The following is an 18,537-nucleotide window of genomic DNA, read 5'->3' as shown; positions in this document are numbered from 1 at the left end:
TCTGTCACGGAGCGGCAAACTTTCTGTCTTGTGCCGGAAACGTCCGGCAAGTGGGGATCAATGAATACCATCAAGGTCGCGGTAATCGGTGTCGGCAATTGCGCCAGCAGCCTGGTCCAGGGCAAGTACCATTATACCGGCAGCAACACCGCCAGCGGCCTGATCCACGAGGATATCGGCGGCTACAAGGTCGGCGACATGGAGTTCGTGGCGGCGTTCGACGTCGACAGCCGCAAGGTCGGCCTTGATCTCGGCGAGGCGATCTTCGCCAAGCCGAACTGCACCAAGGTTTTCCACGCCGATGTGCCCAAGACCGGCACGATCGTGAAGATGGGCGCGAAGCTCGACGGTGTCGCAGCCCACATGCTGACCGCCGCGAATGACCGCGGGTTCGAGATCAACGACACGCGCGACGCCGAAAAGGCGGAGATCATCGCCGAGTTGCGGAACTCGGGCGCCGAAATCCTCGTCAACTTCCTGCCGGTCGGCAGCCAGGAGGCGACCGAATTCTACATGGAATGCGCGCTCGAGGCTGGCCTCGGCGTGGTCAACTGCATGCCGGTGTTCATCGCCAGCCGGCCTGAGTGGGAGAAGAAGTTCGCCGACGCCGGTCTGCCGATCATCGGCGACGACGTGAAGGCGCAGGTCGGCGCGACGATCGTCCACCGCGTGCTTTCCAACCTGTTCGGCCAGCGCGGCGTGACGATCGATCACACCTATCAGCTGAACACCGGCGGCAACACCGACTTCATGAACATGCTCGACCGCAACCGGCTGGCGAGCAAGAAGGAGTCGAAGACCGAAGCGGTGCAGGCGGTCATCGCCGAGCGGCTGGCGGACGAGAACATCCACGTCGGTCCGTCGGACTACATCCCGTGGTTGGGCGACAACAAGCTGTGCTTCCTGCGGCTTGAGGGCGACCTGTTCGGCGGCGTGCCGATGAACCTGGAGCTGCGCCTGTCGGTCGAGGATTCGCCGAATTCGGCGGCCGTGGTCGTGGACGCGATCCGCTGCGTGAAGCTCGGACTCGACCGCAAGGTCGGCGGCGCGCTCACCGGCCCGTCGGCGTTCTTCTGCAAGCACCCGCCCGAGCAGGTGACCGACGATGTCGCGGCGCAGATGACCGACGAGTTCATCGCCGGCGACGTCCGCATCGCGGCCGAGTAAGAAGCGGGGAACGGGAACGCGCACGTGCATGCCGTGATCGTCGCAGCCGGCTACGGTAGCCGGCTGCGCGCGGTTTCCCCGTCGAAGCCGCTGACTTCGGTCGGAGGGGTCCCGCTGATCGACCGCGTGATCCTGGCGGCGCGCGACGGCGGCGCGAGTGCATTCACCGTGGTGACGGGACATGAGGGCGAGGCGCTGCAAGCGCATCTGGCGCAGACGGCGCGCGCCTACCGCCTGTCGATCTCCTGCGTGCGCACCGCTGACTGGTCGCGCCCGAACGGTCACTCGGTGCTGACGGGCGCGGACCGCATCGGGCCTGAGCGCCACCTGCTGATGATGGCGGATCATCTGTTCGATCCCGCGCTGGTCGCGCGCGTGATCGCGGCACCGCCCGCTGCGCTGGTGCTGGGCGTCGACCGGCGATTGGACAATCCGCTGGTCGACCTTGACGACGTAACGCGGGTGCGGAGCGATGGCGAGCGGATCGTCGCGATCGGCAAGCACCTGCCCGATTATGACTGCTACGACACCGGCGTGTTCGCGGTCGACGGGCGCTTCCACGACGCGCTCAGGCGCTCGATCGTCGATGGCGGCGCAGGATCGATCTCCGCAGGCGTCGAGGCATTGGCGCGAAGCGGCGATGCGCGCGTGACCGACGTGGCCGATGCCTGGTGGCTCGATGTCGACGATCCGCGTGCGCTTGCGCAAGCGGAGGACGCGCTCGTGGCGGGCGCTCCCGGGCTGGCTGCCTGACTAGCAAGAATATGTAATCGTTTCGGCCGGAACACGGGTGCAGGCGGGCGATTGGGTTGGCTAGTCCTTTGAAAGGCCGCCACGTCATGAACATTCGTCCTGCCCGTTCCAGAACTTTTTCCGGCTGGCCCGTCTTGGCCGTGCTCGCACTGCTGATCGCAGGGGTTCTCTACCTGACGGTCGGACGCGAGAAGGCGTCGGTGCGCGTCAAGCCAGCTACGGGCTCGGCGCAGGCGATGGCGCTTGGTGCGTCGCGCGACGGTGCTACGTCCAAGCAAGCGGGCGACGCGTCCAAGCAATAGCGTGTGCGCATGATTGCGGCGCACGAGCCTCCGATCTAGTCAGGAGCAAAGCACAGGAGAGCCCCATGCGCGAAGCCGCAATCGTATCCACTGCCCGTACCGCGATCGGCAAGGCATACCGCGGCGCGTTTAACGCGACTGAGGCTCCCGTGCTGGCGGGACACGTGATGAACGCCGCGGTTGAGCGCGCCGGCATCGATCCCGCGCGGATCGACGACGTGTTCTGGGGCATCGGCAATCAATGGGGCACGCAGGGCGGCAACGCGGGCCGCATGGCGATTTTTGCGGGCGCGTTGCCGCATTCGGTGCCCGCGTTCACGCTCGACCGCAAGTGTGGCTCCGGACTGACCGCAGTGGCGCTTGCTGCGCGCTCGATCATCGCGGGCGATATCGATGTCGCGCTGGCGGGCGGGATGGAGTCGATCAGCTACACCGTGACCAAGGACGCGCCGCGCTTCGTCAACGAGAGCGTGACGCGCAACGTGCCCGCCGCCTACATTCCGATGATCGAAACCGCCGAGATCGTCGCCGAACGCTACGGCATCACCCGCGCCGCGCAGGATGAGTATGCCGCAACGAGCCAGCAGCGCGCCGCGCGCGGGCTGGAGACGGGCGCGTTTGCCGAAGAGATCGTGCCGATCACGGTCGAGAAGGCGATCTTCGACAAGGCGGGCAACCGTACCGGCAGCGAGACGGTGACGATCGCGCAGGATGAGGGCATTCGCGCCGGCACCACGCTTGAGGCGCTGTCGGGACTGAAGACCGTCTGGGCGGGCGGCGAATTCACCGGCGCCGGCAGCAACGTGACCGCGGGCAATGCGAGCCAATTATCCGACGGGGCGGCGGCGCAGATCGTGATGGATCGCGCGACTGCCGAAGCCGAGGGCAAGCAGGTGCTCGGCGTCTACCGCGGGTTCCAGGCGGCGGGGTGCGAGCCCGATGAGATGGGGATCGGCCCCGTCTTCGCAATCCCGAAGCTGCTGGAGCGCGCCGGGCTGTCGGTCGGCGACATCGGTTTATGGGAATTGAACGAGGCGTTCGCGTCGCAATGCCTCTATTGTCGCGATCATCTGGGAATCGATCCGGAGAAGTATAACGTCAACGGTGGCGCGATCGCAGTCGGGCATCCGTTCGGGATGACGGGCAGCCGGCTGGTCGGCCACGTACTGATCGAGGGGCGCAAGCGCGGCGTGCGTTACGTCGTCGTGTCGATGTGCACTGCGGGCGGCATGGGCGCGGCGGGGCTGTTCGAGATCGTGTGACGCAGGTGCCGCACAGACCGGCGGATCGGCTGCAGCCGCTCGCGCGTTGGATGAGGCATGAACGATAAGATGTGCAACACCGACGAGCGCCGCGCCGACGCGCCGTTCGATCATGCCAAGGTCGACCCCGAGCGGTCGCACCAACCGGCACCGTTCAACCGTGCCGTGGGCTATACCGGCGAAGGCTATAGCGCCGTGGATGAACGCGCGCTCGGCGAAGCGCAGCCATCGGGCACGGTCGCCGCGCGTCCGGGCGAGCGGGTAGCAGACGCCGCCCCAGTGCCGCCCGACAACGGCCAGCGTGCCTCATTCGACCCTGCCACGGGCGCCGTTCACGGCAGCGGCAGCGGTGCGGGCGGCGGCAATCCGGGCGAGGGCTTCGACGAGGATAGCACGGGCGAGAACCCGGGCTTGTCGGGCGGTGCGGCGGCGGGCCAGCCGGAACGGCAATGACGTGGTGAGGCGGCGCGCAGCGGTGGCGAGGTGAAGCGCGAGCCAGGTGAACGTGCAGCCTTTAGAGTTCAAGCTGGGGCTTGGATGATGAGGCGTCGCGCCCGAGGTTGGAGGTGTGTGGCAATCTTCGCCGCAGGCCACCAAGCACGGGCGGGCGACGATAGCTGGTCGCCGATGACCATCGTGACCGCACCGGGTGTGGGCATGTTCCACCGCCGATTCAGCACGCGAGCGATCAGCTGAACGATCATGACGCCACCTTGCCACTTTCACTGACGCGAACGATCGTCGCGGCGGCCGTACTACTAGAAGAAACGCGCGATCCATGGTGGATCATCTCAAGTGCGGCGGCAGCGATCCACGGTGCGCGTCCGATTACGGTCGGCGATGTCGACATCTTGCTGAGCCGGGCGGATGCCGAGAAGCTGTTTTCGCGATCGGGCATCGTGCCGGACGCGGCGTCCGATCATCCTCGCTTTCGATCTGACCTATTCGGCCGCTGGACCGAGACGCCATTGACGATCGAGTTCATGGCCGATTTCCGGTTGCGGGATAGCGATGGCAGGTGGCGGCGGGTGCAGCCGCGGACACGGGTGGTCATCCGCGTCAATCGCGCGATCGTGTACGTGCCGTCGTGCGCCGAGCTGCGCATCATGTTCGAGCGTTTCGGCCGTTCCAAGGATCTTGAGCGGATCAATCTCCTCGACCGACTCGCCTGATCTCGCCCCACCGCGGGTGTCGCACCGCCAACCCCGGTTGACCGGTCAACACGAATGCGTCGCGCATGACGAACGCCATCAAACCGCTATGCCGGGTTGGTTGGTTCTGCACCACTGACACCCACTACGATGGCGGAACCGTGCCTACCCCCTGTCCGTTCGCGCCGCTCCTTCCTTCGGAAACACAGACGCTTATGGCCGACGAGACTCGCGACGCTTCCACGCTGATCGGCAGCGCACCCGCAGCGCCGACTCTTGAGACGGGAGAGATCGCGGCGGCGGCGGCGGAATTGCTGGACGACGGTGATGTCCTGATCGCTGCGGTGGACGAAGTGCGTGGCGTCGCGATCACGTACGCGCTTGCAGCCGCCGCGCCAGACGCGTGTGTGCTGTTCTGCCCCGGAAGCGACGCACTGCCGGGTGACGACGCGCCCGCTTCCCCCGCCAACGTCGGGCAGCGCGTATCGGCGTTGCGCCAATTGCGATTGCTGACCGCAAAGAAGAAACGCGCATCGATCGCATGCGTGACGACGGGCGAGGCACTGGCGCGCGCCTATCCGCCGCCGGCGGGGTTCGAGGCGACGCCACCGACCGTCGAGGTGGGTGCGAGGATCGACCTCGCCGCGCTGTCGGATACATTGATTGACCTCGGCTATGTCGCGGATGAGCGCGTTGACGAGCCGGGCGAGGTCGCGCTGCGCGGCGCCGTGCTCGACGTGTTTCCGGCCGACGCCGACCTGCCGCTGCGCGTCGAAGTGGCGGACGGCAAGATCACCAGCCTGCGCTGCTACGATCCCGCAGACCAGCGCACCGTGGGCGAGATCGAATGCCGTGAACTGGGCCGCGTATCCGAGCCGAAACTAGGCAAGGAGCGTACGACGCTGCTTGATCACCTGCCGGGTGCACGCGTGGTGATCGGGGCGGCCGCGGACGAGCGGCGGCGGCGCTTCCTTGCGCTGTCGGCGGACGCGGAGAAGCGACGCCCACGACGCGCGCTGAAGGAAGTGGTCGACGACGCGACGTGGGACAAGGCGCTCACATCGATCGAGCACGTAACGATCGAACGCGCCGGCGACCTGCCGCCGAGGTTTGTCGAGCGAAAGGCGCCGTTGCGTGCGTTTGCCAAGGCCGCGAAGGAAGCCTGGGACGATGATACGCGCGTGGTGTTGATGGGCAGCGCGCGCGATCTGCGTTTCTTGAAACGACGTGTCGCCAAGGCGGTGAAGCGCGAGCCCGAGCAGGTCGCGTCTTGGGCCGAGGTGTCGACGGCGAAGCCGGGCGCATTCCTGTTGCTCGAGATGGCGACCGATCGTGGGTTCCGGCGCGATGGCGTGCTGGCGGTCGTCGCCGCCGACCTGCTCGGCAGCCGCGCGGAGCGCGACACGACCTCGACCGGGCCGGCGGACACCGCCCTGTTCGATTTCGGCGAGATCCGCGTCGGCGACGTGGTGGTGCATGAGGAGCATGGCATCGGCGTCGTCGCCGGGCTCGAACAGATGACCGCGGACGAGGCGAGCGGCGCCGGAAGCGTGGCGGGCGACGCGATCAAGCTGACCTATGCGAACGATGCGACGCGGCTGGTGCCGGTGACAGAGGCCGACCGCATCTGGCGTTACGGCGCGGAGGCGGACGCGGTGACGCTCGACAAGCTCGACGGATCGAGCTGGCAGAAACGCCGCGGCGAGATCGAGCAGACAATCGCGAAGGATGCCGAGGCGCTGACCGCGCTGGCGAAAGAACGGGCTGAACGCGAGGCGCCGGTGCTCGATCCCGACACTGCGGCGTATGAACGTTTCGCCGCTGGCTTCGCCTTTACCGAGACAATCGATCAGGCGCGCGCAATCGCGGCGGTGCGCGCCGATCTCGCCTCGGGCAAGCCGATGGACCGACTGGTGATCGGGGACGTCGGCTATGGCAAGACCGAGGTGGCGCTTCGCGCCGCCGCGCTGGCCGCGCTCGCCGGCGGGCAGGTCGCGATCGCGGCGCCGACGACGGTGCTCTCACGCCAGCATCTGGAAAGCTTCACCAGCCGGTTCGAGGGCAGCGACGTGGTCGTCGCGGGCCTATCGCGGTTGTCGACGGCGGCGGAGAAAAAGCGCGTCAAGGCGGGGCTCGCCGACGGCAGCATCCACGTCGTCGTCGGCACCGGCGCGGTCGCAGGCAAAGGCGTCGAGTATTACAACCTCGCGCTTGTCGTGATCGACGAGGAGCAGCGCTTCGGCACGGCGGACAAGCAGCATTTGCGCGATCTTTCGGCGGGACATGTGCTGTCGCTGTCGGCGACCCCGATCCCGCGCACGCTGCAATCGGCATTAGTGGGGTTACAGCAGCTCTCGGTTATTGCGACGCCTCCTGCCCGCCGCCAGCCGATCCGCACCGCGGTGGCAAGCTTCGACGCCGAGGTGATGCGCGCGGCGTTGTTGCGGGAGAAGGCACGCGGCGGGCAGAGCTTCGTGGTCGTGCCACGGATCGAGGACATGGCCCCACTGGCCGACAAGCTGGCGCAACTGGTGCCCGAGCTCGAGCTGTTGCAGGCACACGGGAAGATGCTGTCAAGCGAGATCGACAATGCGATGGTCGCGTTCGGGCGCGGCGACGGCGACGTGCTGCTCGCCACCAACATTATCGAGGCGGGGCTAGACGTACCGCGCGCCAACACGATGGTGATCTGGCGGGCAGACCGCTTCGGCCTTTCGCAACTGCACCAGCTGCGCGGGCGCGTCGGGCGCGGCAATCGGCGCGGGCAAGTGCTGCTGTTCACCGAACCGGATCACGAGATCGCGCCGCGTACGTTAAAGCGGCTACGCACGTTGGAGGCGTTCGACCGGCTGGGCGCAGGCTTTGCGATCAGCGCGCGCGACCTCGATATGCGTGGCGCGGGCGACCTGCTGGGCGAGACCCAGGCAGGGCATATGAAGCTGATCGGGATCGACCTGTACCAGCAGCTGCTTGAGGATGCGCTGCGTCGTGCGCGCGGCGAAGAGGCGGACCGCTGGACGCCCGAGTTGCAACTGGGCGTTGAGGGATGCCTGCCCGAGACGTGGATACCCGACGAGGAACTGCGCGTGTCGATCTACGGCCGCATCGCGCGATTGTACGACGCCGAGGCGCTCGACGCTCTGGAGGAGGAACTGGAGGACCGTTTCGGCGCGATGCCTGAGGAAGCGCGTACGCTGATCGCGGTGGCGCGACTGCGTGCGGAGGCACGCGCAGCGCAGATCCAGCGGATCGTTGCAGGACCGGCCGCGATCGCGCTTGAGCCGCGCCCGCGCGTCACGCTGACGGCGGAGGCGCTAGAGGAAAAGAACGGACGCTATCTACTGCGCGAGCGGATCGAGGACGCCGGTGCGCGATTGGCCAAGGTGCAGGAGGTCGTCGCGGCGCTTGCGGAATAGGCCGGGCGGCGCGTGTTCGCGCCGTTTGCCGTCACGTCCGAACGCAGACGCGCCCCTGCCGGGGGGCGGAAGAGGCGCGTCGCGTTCGGCAATAACGCCGCCTGGGATCAGGCGAGCGTCAGACCGACATCCACATTGCCGCGGGTGGCATTAGAATAAGGGCAGATCTGGTGCGCAGTGTCGACCAGCTTTTGCGCTTCATCACGATCCAGTCCCGGCAGCGAGACGACGAGATTGGCGGTGATGCCGAAGCCGCCTTCTGAGCGCGGACCGATGCCGACGGTCGCGCTGACCTGCGTGTCGGCGGGGATCTTGAGCTTCATCTGCGCACCGGCGGCCTTCAAGGCGCCGATGAAACAGGCGGAGTAACCGGCCGCGAACAGCTGCTCGGGGTTAGCGCCATCGCCGCCTGCGCCACCGAGTTCCTTCGGCGTCGAGAGCTTGACGTCAAGCGCGCCGTCCTCGCTGCGCGCATGCCCGTCGCGGCCACCCGTTGCGGTCGCCTTGGTCGAATATTTGACGTCCACTGCCATGATCTTCACCTCTCGAAGATTAATTGCACGATATTTCTTATCGCGATAACTTTTAGGTAAGATCGACGCTGCGCCTTGTCCAGCGATTTAGTTGTCGCGATATGCTTTCGCGAGCCGGCTTTGTGCCGATATGGGAGAACGCCGATGCCCGCCCCGCTGCCGCTCGACCAGCAGCTCTGCTTTTCACTCTACGCGACCTCGATGGCGATCAATCGCGCCTACAAGCCTCAGCTCGACGCGCTTGGTATTACCTACCCGCAATATTTGGTGCTGCATGCGCTGTGGGAAGAAGATGCGCGCACGATCGGGCAGATTGCGGAGCGGCTGGCGCTCGAATCGAGCACGGTGACGCCGTTGGTCAAGCGGATGGAGGGGGCCGGGTTGATGACGCGGACGCGCAACCCGGCCGACGAGCGGCAGGTGCAGGTACGGTTAAGCGAACGTGGTTGGGCGCTGCGTGAGGAATGCGGCTGCCTAGGCGAGACGCTGGTCGGGCGATCGGGCATGACGCTGGCCGAGGTGGATGCGCTCAACCGGCAGGTGCAGCGACTGCGCGGCGCGCTGGAAAACGTGGGTAGATAGCGGCGGGCGGAAGCGACTCCGCCCGCGCCGTTTTCAGATCAGCGGCAGATGCGAATCTGGCGATGGTTGCGCCATGTCACGTAGCAGCGGTTGCGGCCATAGCCGTTATAACCATAGCGGCGGTGATCCCGCCCGTAATGGTGACCGCGATCGCCGCGCCAGTCGGGTCCACGATGATGATCGCCGCGCCAGTCATGGCGGCCCGGCCCGCGATCAGGGCCCCGTCCCGGGCCACGGTCAGGTCCGCGATCATTCCAGTGACGATCGGGACCGGGGCCATGTGGCCCGCGCGGACCCTGCGCGTCGGCGGTGGCGGACACGCCGAGGCTGGCGATGACGAGGCCGGCAGCGGCGAACATGCGTAGAAGCTTCATGGCGTATCTCCTTGCCCGATAACCGGGTTGCCCAACGCCTAGCCGAGCCAATCGGCACCGCGGCTGAACCGCCCTGTAGGCTCAGGTACATGTTGAACGCCGCGGCCGTCGCACGCGCGATTACCCGCGCCGGTTGCCCGACGCGGGTGGGTACGCTGCCTACGCAGGGGTCGGGTCAGGCGGCGAACTGGTTCCCCTTGCTGCTTTCAGGCGGCGAATTGATTCATCGTGTTGTGCGCGCCGCCAGCCTTTAGCGCCGCCTCGCCGGCGAAATATTCCTTGTGGTCGTCGCCGATGTCGGAGCCCGACATGTTCTGGTGCTTGACGCACGCGATGCCCTCGCGGATTTCCTTACGCTGCACGCCCTTGACGTAGCCGAGCATGCCCGCGTCGCCGAAATACTCCTTGGCGAGATTATCGGTCGACAATGCCGCAGTGTGATAGGTCGGCAGCGTGATCAGGTGATGGAAGATGCCGGCGCGTGCCGCCGCGTCCTTCTGGAAGGTGCGGATACGCTCGTCCGCCTCTGCCGCCAGATCGGTGTCGTCATAGTCGACACTCATCAACCGCGCGCGGTCATAGGACGACACGTCACGCCCCTCGCCCGCCCAGGCGTCGAACACCTGCTGGCGGAAGTTGAGCGTCCAGTTGAAGCTGGGCGAATTGTTGTAGACAAGCTTGGCGTTGGGGATCACCTCGCGGATGCGGTCGACCATGCTCGCGATCTGCTCGATGTGCGGCTTCTCCGTTTCGATCCACAACAGGTCGGCGCCGTGCTGGAGCGAGGTGATGCAGTCGAGCACGCAGCGGTCGGCGCCCGTCCCTTCGCGGAACTGGAACAGGTTGGACGGCAACCGCTTGGGGCGCATCAGCTTGCCGTCGCGGTTGATGATGACGTCGCCGTTGACGCTCGACAAATCGGTGATCTCCTCGGCATCGAGGAAGCTGTTGTACTGGTCGCCGATGTCGCCCGGTTCCTTGCTAAACGCGATCTGCTTGGTGAGGCCGGCACCAAGTGAATCGGTGCGCGTGACGATGATCCCGTCCTCGACGCCCAGTTCGAGGAAGGCGTAGCGGCAGGCGCGAACCTTGGCGAGGAAGTCGTCGTGCGGGACGGTCACCTTCCCGTCCTGGTGGCCGCACTGCTTCTCGTCTGAAACCTGGTTCTCGATCTGGAGCGCGCAGGCGCCCGCCTCGATCATCTTTTTCGCGAGCAGATAGGTCGCCTCGGCATTGCCGAAGCCGGCGTCGATGTCGGCGATGATCGGCACGACGTGCGTCTCGTAATGGTCGATCGCGTGGATCAGCCGTTGCGCCTCGATCTCATTGCCCGCCTCACGCGCGTGATCGAGCTCGCGGAACATCATGCCCAGTTCGCGCGCATCCGCCTGCTTGAGGAAGGTGTAGAGCTCCTCGATTAGTGCAGGCACGCTCGTCTTCTCGTGCATTGACTGGTCGGGGAGCGGTCCGAAATCGCTGCGGAGCGCGGCGACCATCCAGCCGGAGAGATAGAGGTAGCGTCCCTTGGTCGAGCCGAAATGCTTCTTGATGCTGATGAGCTTCTGCTGCCCGATGAAGCCGTGCCAGCACCCCAACGACTGCGTGTAATTGGCCGGATCGGCATCGTAGGCGGCCATGTCGCGGCGCATGATGCCCGCGGTGTACTTGGCGATGTCGAGCCCGGTGTTGAAGCGGTTCTGCAACCGCATCCGCGCGACCGCCTCGGCGTCGATGCCGTCCCACGTGCCGTTCTGGCGCGCGATCAGCTGGCCGATCTGGCTGGTGTGGTCCTGGTAGGTCATGGCATTGCCCCTTGTATGCGTGTGAACGGGGCGCGTGAAAATGGTCGCCGGCGCGGCATTCCGCGCCGACGAACCACCTTTCCTCCCCAGGAACTTGGTCGCCCGCGTTGCGGGCGTTCGCGTCAGCCGAGCCGGCCGAGGCGGTGGTAGAGGTTGGAGAATTTGGCCGAGCGCGGGTCGTCCGCGATCTGACGGACGTAATTGGCGACGGCTTCCTTCATCAGCCCGAAGTCTTCGGTCGAGAAGACGGCACGGCTGCGTTGCGGTTCGGTCGGCATGGACGCTCTCCTCTGGTGTTTCTCTGTTCGGCGGTTGTTCGCCGCTGAGGAAGGAGTAAGCCGACCAAACGTCGCCTGTGAACAAAGATTGACAAGGTTTTGTGTCGCAGGGTCGCAAGAAGCAGCGTAGAAGCTGTCACGCTGTCAATTTGTTTACAGGCAAGATATGGCGCGCGAGAAGGTGATGGGCGGTCATGCGGTCAGGCGGCTCAGACGCCGTATCGGGCTGACGCAGGCAGCGATGGCGGAGATGCTGGGCGTGTCGCCGAGCTACCTGAACCTGATCGAGCGCAACCAGCGCGCGCTGCCGGCCGGCTTGCTGGTCAAGATGACCGAGGTATTCGATTTCGACCCGCGCGCGCTGGTCGCGGGTGAGCCCGGCGGCGGGGCGGAGGCGATCCGGCGGCGGCTGGCCGATCCGCTGTTCGCCGATCTGGAGATCGATCGCAGCGAGGTGGAGGAATGGCTCGCCGCCGCCCCCGGCGGGCGGAGGCGTTCGCGCGCGCGTTCGACCGCGGCGGTGGGGTCACAGGCGCAGCCGATGAGGCGGACGACCCAACGGTGGCGGTCCGGCGCGAGATCGATCGCTGGCGCAGCCACTTTCCCGATCTCGACGCCTTGGCCGAAGGTGTGGCCGACGAACTGCGGCTGGCGAGCGCGGACCTGTACGGTGCGCTGACCGAGCGGCTGCGCGTGCGCCACGGCCTGGCGATCCGTATCCTGCCGGCGGAGGTGATGCCCGACCACCTGCGGCGTCTCGACCTGCACGCGCGGCAGTTGCAGCTGGGCGAGATGCTGTCGCCCGCAAGCCGCACCTTCGCGCTTGCGACGCAGTTGGCGCAACTGGAGGCGCGCACCGAGATCGACGCGCTGGCACGCGGTGCGACGTTCGCCAATCGCGTGTCGGAGCGGCTATTCCGACGGCACCTCGCCGCTTACTTTGCCGCCGCGGTGATGATGCCCTATGCGCGGTTCCTGCGCGCGTGCGAGGGGAGCGGGTACGACCTAGCGACATTGCAGCATCGCTTCGGCGCGAGCGTAGAGCAGGTTGCGCACCGGCTGACGACCCTGTCGCGGGTCGGCGCGCGCGGGCTGCCGTTTTTCCTGCTGCGCGTCGACCGCGCGGGTCAGGTGTCGAAGCGCTTCGCGGGGGCGAGTGGCGCTGTGATGGTTACAAGCGATGCACGCTGCCCGTTGTGGCGGGTGCATCACGCATTCGACCGTCCGGGTACGGCAGTGCCTCAGTTGATCGAGCTTGAGGACGGCACGCGCTGGTTCACGTTGCAGGTTGCGGTGCCGGGTACGCGTTCGGTCGGCGTCGGCGCGAGTGCGGTCGCGGCGGAGTTTGCGCTGTCGCTCGGCGTGCCCGCCGAGCAGGCCCCGACGCTCGCCGCCGCGCGTGGGCTCGATCTGGCGGGTGCCGCGACCCCAATCGGGCTCGGCTGCCGCGCGTGCCTGCGCGCCGACTGCCCTCAGCGCTCGCTGCCGCCCGCGGCGCGCGCGCTGGTAGTCAACGAGCGCGAGCGGCGTGTGTCGGCACTGAGCTTCGTCGCCGACTGAACTTACGGTCGACGACCCTGCGGCTTGCGCGGGTTTGTCGGGCGCGCGCGGTGCATCGGTGCGCCCCGAGCGCCGCCGGTACGCGGGCCGCCACGCGGCGCGCCACTTCCGCCCGGCGCAGGCCCGTTGCCGGGGATGATGCGAATGCCGCTCTCGTCCTCGCCGTCAGCGCTTGCGGTCCGTTGAACCGCCGCGTTGAACTTGGCGGCGATCGCGGTCGGCACCTGGAACCAGGTCTCGTTCGGGCCGATACGGATCGCGCCGATCTCGTTGCGCGTGATGTGCCCGCGACGGCAGAGCAGCGGCAGCAGCCAGCGCGGATCGGCGTTCTGGCGGCGGCCGATGTCCATCACGAACCACTGCGTATCGTCAAAGCCGGGACGGTGGCGATCGGCCTGCGCGGCGCGCTGCGCCTCGGGCGTCGCGGCCACCAGCTCCTCCGGCTCGGGCAGCCGTGCGCGGTGCGCCTGGACGAGCATCGCGGCAATGTCCTCGGGCGACTTCTCCGCAATCAGCCGCTGTGCGAGCGCGCGATCCTCCTCGTCAATCTCGACTGGCTCTAGCAAGGTGGTGATGAGCCGCTCACGGTCGCTGGCGCGGATGTCGTCGGCGGTCGGCGGGTTGGTCCACTCAACGTTGATCTTGGCACCGCGCAGCATCATCTCGACACGGCGACGGCGCGGGTACGGCACCATCAGCACCGCGGTGCCCTTGCGCCCGGCGCGACCGGTGCGACCCGAGCGATGCTGGAGCGTCTCCGCGTCGCGCGGCAGCTCGACGTGGATGACGAGGCTCAGGCTGGGCAAATCGATGCCGCGCGCGGCGACGTCAGTCGCGACGCAGACGCGCGCGCGCTTGTCGCGCAGCGCCTGGAGCGCGGCGTTGCGCTCGTTCTGGCTGTGCTCGCCCGACAAGGCGACGGCCGCGAACCCCCGCTCGACCAGGCTGGCGTGGAGCCGGCGCACGTTGTCGCGCGTGGCGCAGAACAGCATCGCGGTTTCCGCCTCGTGCAGGCGCAGCAGGTTGATCGCGGCGTGCTCGATATCAGCGGGCGCGACCGTCACCGCGACATAGGAGATGTCGCCGTGGCCGCGATCCTCGCCCTTGGTCTCGATCCTGAGCGCATCCTTCTGATAACGCTTGGCGAGCGCGACGATCGGCTTCGGCATCGTCGCGGAGAACAGAAGCGTGCGGCGCTCGGCCGGGGTCGCGTCGAGGATCTCCTCGAGGTCCTCGCGGAACCCCATGTCGAGCATCTCGTCCGCTTCGTCGAGGACGGCAGCGCGCAAGCTCGACAGGTCGAGCGCGCCACGTTCGAGGTGGTCGCGCAGACGCCCCGGCGTACCCACGACGATGTGCGCGCCGTGGTTGAGCGCGCGGCGTTCGCGCGAGGCGTCCATGCCCCCGACGCAGGTCGCGATGCGCGCGTGTGCGGACGCATAGAGCCACTGCAACTCGCGGCTGACCTGCAAGGCGAGCTCACGCGTCGGCGCGATGATGAGCGCGAGCGGCGCACCTGCCGGTGGCAATTCGCCCTCCGGCATCAGCTCGCCCGCCATCGCCAAGCCGAACGCCACCGTCTTGCCCGAGCCGGTCTGCGCCGAGACGATCAGGTCGCGTCCGTGCGCCTCGGGCTCGATCACCGCCGCCTGAACGGGAGTGGGAGCGGCGTAACCGCGCGCGGAAAGCGCCTCGGCGAGAGGCTGGGGGAGGTTCGGGAAGGTCATGAGGCTTTCAAAATTGGGTGGCTGCGCGTTGGCTGCAAGGGCAGCACGCCTGTTCGGCGCTCGCGCATGTTCGTTCAGGACAAGTTCGGGCAGGTAGCGCTAAGAGGCGCGGGTGTCGAGCAGGATCGGTAGATGGTGGCGCGGCGCCCTGGGTGCGGTGGCGATGGTGGCGGCTGCGAGCACCGGCGACGCGCAGGTGCTGGCGGCTCCGGTGCAGGCTCCGCCAACGGTCGCAGTGGAAGCAGATGCCTTTCCTCCCCGCCAGAGCGCCGACGCTGCGATCACGCAGGACGCGGGCGAATATGCGCGGCTGTACGGCGTCCCGCTCACCGAGGCACGTGCGCGGCTGATCGCGCAGGAAGAGACAGTGCCGGTAACCGATCGACTAGCGATCGAGTTGGCCGATCGGCTGGCAGGAATTTCGATCGAGCACCGTCCAGCGTATCGCATTGTCGTCCTGCTGACCGGCGACGCGCCTGTGCCCGATCGATCGATCGTGGCGGGCGGCATCGCCGTGCCGATCGTGTTCCGCACCGGTGCGTCGGCGACGCGCGCGGCGCTGGAGCTGGCGCTCGCCTCGCACCAGACCGAGCTTGCCGCCGCGGTGGCGCACCCGCCGGGAATGGGGATCGATCTCGCGACCGGCGAGTTGGTGGTGATCGTCAATCCATCCGATGTCGATCGCGAGGGCGTTGATGCGCTCACCGCAAGACTGACGGCAATCGCGGGCGTGCCGGTTCGGGTGCGGACCGACCGAGTGGTCGCGAGCGCGGACATGATGGCGGAGGGTGGCGCGCGCGTCGTCGGCGTCGATCCGGCGGATGGTCGTCGATATGCCTGCACCACCGGCTTCGTCGTCACCGATGGTGCACGCACCGGGATCGCGACCGCGGCGCACTGCCCCGACGAACTGACCTACATCGGCCCGAACGGCGAGGCTCAGGCGCTCTCGTTCGTCGGTCAATGGGGTTGGGGCTATCAGGACGTGCAGGTCAACGCGAGCGCCGTGCCGCTGCAACCCGCCTTCTTCGCCGACACGGGCAAGACGGTCAGCCGCGCGGTGGCCGGCCGGCGCGCGCTCAGCAGCATGCGCGCGGGCGATGTCGTCTGCCATCGCGGCGAGCGGACCGGCTACAGTTGTGCGCCCGTCGAACTCGTCTCGTTCGCGCCGGCGGGCCAATTGTGCGGCGGAGCGTGCCTGCCGACCTGGGTAACGGTGGCGGGGCCAAGCTGCCAGGGCGGCGACAGCGGTGCGCCAGTGTTTCTCGGGACGCGCGCTTTCGGGCTGGTGAAGGGCGGCAGCTACCGCAGCGACCGAAGCTGTGCCTTTTATTTCTTCATGTCGACCGATTACTTGCCGACCGGATGGCGGTTGCTCAAGGACCCGACCGCCACGCACGTCGTGCCGGCGGCGCCACCCGCGCCAGCCCCGCCGCCTTATTATCCGCCATCGCAGGTCCCGATGCGCTGAGCCGCTCAACGATATTATGTCGAAAGATTGCCAGGCGCACGGAACGCGGCCGTCGTTGTCTACGTTTTCGCTGGCGTAACGAAGGAGAGTGCCGATGTTGTGGACGATCGCAGTGATCCTGCTGGTGCTGTGGCTGCTCGGCTTCAGCCTTCACGTCGCGGGTGGCTTGATCCACATCCTGCTGGTCGTGGCCGTGATTGTCGGGCTGGTGCAGCTGTTCCGCGGGCGGGCGGTCTAGCACCGATCAGCCGAGCGGCGTGCGCCCTGCCTCGCCCCTGTCGTCGTCGCTTAGTTGCTTGGGCAATCGTGCCAAAGGATCAGGGCCGAGAGCGGCGGCGCAGCCGGTGACCTCGCTGGCAGGGCGTTCTTCATTACCGTAAAAGGTCACGGTCGAGTGGATCACGATTGAGCGTCACACGGCCTATTTGACGCTTCTTCGTCGAGACCAAGCGTACTACTTACGACATGGTGATGTAATTCGGCCTCAATTGGGCGTGCGGAACAATCAGCCGGGGCGGTCACCCGTACGGCGTGTTCGCCCATCTAGCGGGATCACGTCGCGCGCGCTTTCATCGGACTGTACAGCAACTAACCGTCCGTAAGGGCCATGTGAGCGGTGCGCCGCGCACTTCATCGCGGCGCTAGCCTTCGCCCTCAGTCAGCGAACAGCAGCACCGGCGTTTCGAGCAGCTTCTTCAGCGCCTGAACGTAGCTCGCCGCGTCCCAGCCATCGACGACGCGGTGGTCACAGCTGATCGACAGGTTCATCAGCTTGGCGCGGACGATGTCGTCGCCGTGGAACACCGGACGCTCGACGATCTTGTTCGGGCCGATAATCGCGACCTCGGGCCGGTTGATGACTGGCGTCGTCGCGATGCCGCCGAGCGGGCCGAGCGAGGTGACGGTGATCGTGCCGTTGCCGAGCTCGTCGGGCTTGAGCTTGTTCGCGCGCGCCGCCTCGGCCAGCCGCGTGATCTCGCTGGCGAGTTGCCACACGTTCTTGTCCTGCGCGTCGCGGATGACAGGCACGGTGAGGCCGGCATCGGTCTGCGCCGCCATGCCGAGGTGGACCCGGCCCGAGCGCGTCACCACGCCCGCCTCGTCGTCGTAGCGCGCGTTGAGCATCGGGAAGTCGGGCAACGTGCGACAGACCGCGACGATCATCAGCGGCAGCATGGTAAGCTTCGGCCGGTTGCCGCGATTGGCGTTCAGGTCGGCACGGACGCGCTCCAGCTCGGTCACGTCGATCTCGTCGACGTAGGTGAAGTGCGGGATGTGGCGCTTCGACGCAGCCATGTTCTCGGCGATACGACGGCGCATACCGATGACGCGGACCTGCTCGTCGCTGCGTGCGCGGCTGGTATGCGGGGCGTGATAGCCCTGCCCGCTGCCGTAGCGCAGATACGCATCGAGGTCCGAGTGGCGCAGGCGGTCGCCCTCCGCCTTCACCTCGGCGAGGTCGACGCCGAGATCGCGCGCGCGTGCGCGGACAGCAGGGCTGGCGAGAACGGCGCGTGCGGGGGTGGTGGGCGGCTCGATCGAGGGGGCGCGTGGTGCCGGCGTCGCAGCCTCGTACGCCGGCGTTTCACCGCGTGCATCGGCGACACCGGGGTTCTCCGCATCGACGTTGTTTGTCTCGGTCGCCGGTAAGGGTTGCGGCTCAGTCGTTGGAGCAACCGCCTCCGTCTTCATCGGCGACAGATCGCTGCCCGTTTCGTCCGCCGGCTGCACAACCGTCTCCGCCTCGCCGCCTTCCGCCGTATCGGTCTCGATCACTACCAGCGCGGCACCGATCGATACCTGGTCGCCGACCTCGCCCGCCAGTTCGACGACGGTGCCCGACACCGGCGATTCCATCTCAACGGTCGCCTTGTCGGTCATCATGTCGGCGAGTTGCTGGTCCTCCTCGACACGGTCGCCGACCGCGACGTGCCACGCGACGATCTCGGCCTCGGAAATGCCTTCGCCGATGTCCGGCAGCTTGAAGGTGAAACGTGCCATCAGGGACGGGTCCTTGTTGCCGGCAATGCCGTGACGGGGTGAATGTTGGTTCGCGAATAGGAGCAAGGAGAGAGCGATGGGGAACCATCGTGATCGACGCGCGACGACGCCGCGGGCCGACAGTCACCCCGCCGCGCAGCGGGCGCCCGCAGGGCGAT

General features: G+C 67.1%; 17 protein-coding genes and 1 pseudogene. 11 read left to right on the top strand and 7 right to left on the bottom strand.

Annotated features, from left to right (window positions below):
* Positions 1 to 60: 60 nt before the first annotated feature.
* The 7 genes from SMN802W_RS0104700 (at position 61) to SMN802W_RS0104665 (ending at position 8,051) form a co-directional block, all read left to right on the top strand.
* On the top strand, positions 61 to 1,167 hold the full coding sequence (locus SMN802W_RS0104700; RefSeq protein ID WP_019515738.1) for an inositol-3-phosphate synthase: 1,107 nt from the start codon (positions 61 to 63) through the stop codon (positions 1,165 to 1,167).
* 33 nt (positions 1,168 to 1,200) lie between these two features.
* Positions 1,201 to 1,920 (top strand): phosphocholine cytidylyltransferase family protein, encoded by a 720-nt coding sequence (locus tag SMN802W_RS16440; protein ID WP_019515737.1) that lies wholly within the window; start codon positions 1,201 to 1,203, stop codon positions 1,918 to 1,920.
* 134 nt (positions 1,921 to 2,054) lie between these two features.
* Complete coding sequence (locus SMN802W_RS18145) at positions 2,055 to 2,222, top strand: hypothetical protein (protein ID WP_019515736.1); 168 nt, start codon at positions 2,055 to 2,057, stop codon at positions 2,220 to 2,222.
* Between the two features lie 65 nt (positions 2,223 to 2,287).
* On the top strand, positions 2,288 to 3,484 hold the full coding sequence (locus tag SMN802W_RS0104685; RefSeq protein ID WP_019515735.1) for an acetyl-CoA C-acyltransferase: 1,197 nt from the start codon (positions 2,288 to 2,290) through the stop codon (positions 3,482 to 3,484).
* Positions 3,485 to 3,541: 57 nt separating this feature from the next.
* A complete protein-coding gene (locus SMN802W_RS16435) occupies positions 3,542 to 3,937 on the top strand; it encodes a hypothetical protein (protein ID WP_019515734.1) in 396 nt (131 codons plus the stop codon).
* 260 nt (positions 3,938 to 4,197) lie between these two features.
* Complete coding sequence (locus SMN802W_RS16430) at positions 4,198 to 4,656, top strand: hypothetical protein (RefSeq protein WP_019515732.1); 459 nt, start codon at positions 4,198 to 4,200, stop codon at positions 4,654 to 4,656.
* Between the two features lie 194 nt (positions 4,657 to 4,850).
* On the top strand, positions 4,851 to 8,051 hold the full coding sequence (locus SMN802W_RS0104665; RefSeq protein WP_019515731.1) for a TRCF domain-containing protein: 3,201 nt from the start codon (positions 4,851 to 4,853) through the stop codon (positions 8,049 to 8,051).
* A gap of 107 nt (positions 8,052 to 8,158) precedes the next feature.
* On the opposite strand, the gene SMN802W_RS0104660 is transcribed toward SMN802W_RS0104665, so the two are convergent.
* Positions 8,159 to 8,584, bottom strand: a complete 426-nt coding sequence (locus SMN802W_RS0104660; RefSeq protein WP_026325749.1) for an organic hydroperoxide resistance protein — start codon at positions 8,582 to 8,584, stop codon at positions 8,159 to 8,161.
* Positions 8,585 to 8,728: 144 nt separating this feature from the next.
* On the opposite strand from SMN802W_RS0104660, the gene SMN802W_RS0104655 reads away from it, so the two are divergent.
* Positions 8,729 to 9,166, top strand: a complete 438-nt coding sequence (locus tag SMN802W_RS0104655; protein WP_019515729.1) for a MarR family winged helix-turn-helix transcriptional regulator — start codon at positions 8,729 to 8,731, stop codon at positions 9,164 to 9,166.
* Positions 9,167 to 9,204: 38 nt separating this feature from the next.
* Here the strand turns inward: SMN802W_RS0104655 and SMN802W_RS17855 are convergent, their stop codons facing one another.
* The 3 genes from SMN802W_RS17855 to SMN802W_RS18560 all read right to left on the bottom strand — a co-directional run bounded on the left by SMN802W_RS17855 (position 9,205) and on the right by SMN802W_RS18560 (position 11,620).
* Positions 9,205 to 9,540: a hypothetical protein gene (locus SMN802W_RS17855; protein ID WP_083925610.1), complete on the bottom strand. Its 336-nt coding sequence runs from the start codon at positions 9,538 to 9,540 to the stop codon at positions 9,205 to 9,207.
* A 206-nt stretch (positions 9,541 to 9,746) separates the two neighbouring features.
* A complete protein-coding gene (locus tag SMN802W_RS0104640; protein WP_019515727.1) occupies positions 9,747 to 11,342 on the bottom strand; it encodes an isocitrate lyase in 1,596 nt (531 codons plus the stop codon).
* Positions 11,343 to 11,464: 122 nt separating this feature from the next.
* The gene (locus tag SMN802W_RS18560) at positions 11,465 to 11,620 is read right to left on the bottom strand and encodes a hypothetical protein (protein ID WP_019515726.1); all 156 of its coding nucleotides are present in this window, start codon (positions 11,618 to 11,620) and stop codon (positions 11,465 to 11,467) included.
* A 166-nt stretch (positions 11,621 to 11,786) separates the two neighbouring features.
* Here SMN802W_RS18560 and SMN802W_RS16425 point away from each other — a divergent pair.
* A pseudogene (locus tag SMN802W_RS16425) lies at positions 11,787 to 13,180 on the top strand (helix-turn-helix domain-containing protein).
* Positions 13,181 to 13,182: 2 nt separating this feature from the next.
* Here the strand turns inward: SMN802W_RS16425 and SMN802W_RS0104625 are convergent.
* The gene (locus tag SMN802W_RS0104625) at positions 13,183 to 14,907 is read right to left on the bottom strand and encodes a DEAD/DEAH box helicase (protein ID WP_026325748.1); all 1,725 of its coding nucleotides are present in this window, start codon (positions 14,905 to 14,907) and stop codon (positions 13,183 to 13,185) included.
* A gap of 112 nt (positions 14,908 to 15,019) precedes the next feature.
* On the opposite strand from SMN802W_RS0104625, the gene SMN802W_RS0104620 reads away from it, so the two are divergent.
* Complete coding sequence (locus tag SMN802W_RS0104620; protein WP_193378571.1) at positions 15,020 to 16,378, top strand: hypothetical protein; 1,359 nt, start codon at positions 15,020 to 15,022, stop codon at positions 16,376 to 16,378.
* Between the two features lie 94 nt (positions 16,379 to 16,472).
* A complete protein-coding gene (locus SMN802W_RS18140) occupies positions 16,473 to 16,616 on the top strand; it encodes a lmo0937 family membrane protein (protein ID WP_019515722.1) in 144 nt (47 codons plus the stop codon).
* 6 nt (positions 16,617 to 16,622) lie between these two features.
* On the opposite strand, the gene SMN802W_RS18135 is transcribed toward SMN802W_RS18140, so the two are convergent.
* Both SMN802W_RS18135 and SMN802W_RS0104610 read right to left on the bottom strand, forming a co-directional pair.
* Complete coding sequence (locus SMN802W_RS18135) at positions 16,623 to 16,781, bottom strand: hypothetical protein (protein WP_156818725.1); 159 nt, start codon at positions 16,779 to 16,781, stop codon at positions 16,623 to 16,625.
* A 251-nt stretch (positions 16,782 to 17,032) separates the two neighbouring features.
* Positions 17,033 to 18,379: a dihydrolipoamide acetyltransferase family protein gene (locus tag SMN802W_RS0104610; protein WP_019515721.1), complete on the bottom strand. Its 1,347-nt coding sequence runs from the start codon at positions 18,377 to 18,379 to the stop codon at positions 17,033 to 17,035.
* Positions 18,380 to 18,537: the final 158 nt, after the last annotated feature.

This window comes from Sphingomonas sp. Mn802worker, from assembly GCF_000382485.1.
In the GTDB taxonomy this organism is placed as follows: Bacteria; Pseudomonadota; Alphaproteobacteria; order Sphingomonadales; family Sphingomonadaceae; genus Sphingomonas.
The sequence above is the reverse complement of the archived record's forward strand: the minus strand, read 5'-3'. Positions and strand labels throughout refer to the sequence as shown.

What these genes read in the sequence shown, in the direction of transcription:
- SMN802W_RS0104655 (WP_019515729.1), top strand. Translation starts at nt 8,729, where the DNA reads ATGCCCGCCCCGCTGCCGCTCGACCAGCAGCTCTGCTTTTCACTCTAC.
- SMN802W_RS17855 (WP_083925610.1), bottom strand. Translation starts at nt 9,540, where the DNA reads ATGAAGCTTCTACGCATGTTCGCCGCTGCCGGCCTCGTCATCGCCAGC.
- SMN802W_RS0104610 (WP_019515721.1), bottom strand. Translation starts at nt 18,379, where the DNA reads ATGGCACGTTTCACCTTCAAGCTGCCGGACATCGGCGAAGGCATTTCC.
- SMN802W_RS0104625 (WP_026325748.1), bottom strand. Translation starts at nt 14,907, where the DNA reads ATGACCTTCCCGAACCTCCCCCAGCCTCTCGCCGAGGCGCTTTCCGCG.
- SMN802W_RS0104665 (WP_019515731.1), top strand. Translation starts at nt 4,851, where the DNA reads ATGGCCGACGAGACTCGCGACGCTTCCACGCTGATCGGCAGCGCACCC.
- SMN802W_RS16435 (WP_019515734.1), top strand. Translation starts at nt 3,542, where the DNA reads ATGAACGATAAGATGTGCAACACCGACGAGCGCCGCGCCGACGCGCCG.
- SMN802W_RS18560 (WP_019515726.1), bottom strand. Translation starts at nt 11,620, where the DNA reads ATGCCGACCGAACCGCAACGCAGCCGTGCCGTCTTCTCGACCGAAGAC.
- SMN802W_RS0104685 (WP_019515735.1), top strand. Translation starts at nt 2,288, where the DNA reads ATGCGCGAAGCCGCAATCGTATCCACTGCCCGTACCGCGATCGGCAAG.
- SMN802W_RS18140 (WP_019515722.1), top strand. Translation starts at nt 16,473, where the DNA reads ATGTTGTGGACGATCGCAGTGATCCTGCTGGTGCTGTGGCTGCTCGGC.
- SMN802W_RS0104700 (WP_019515738.1), top strand. Translation starts at nt 61, where the DNA reads ATGAATACCATCAAGGTCGCGGTAATCGGTGTCGGCAATTGCGCCAGC.
- SMN802W_RS0104640 (WP_019515727.1), bottom strand. Translation starts at nt 11,342, where the DNA reads ATGACCTACCAGGACCACACCAGCCAGATCGGCCAGCTGATCGCGCGC.
- SMN802W_RS0104660 (WP_026325749.1), bottom strand. Translation starts at nt 8,584, where the DNA reads ATGGCAGTGGACGTCAAATATTCGACCAAGGCGACCGCAACGGGTGGC.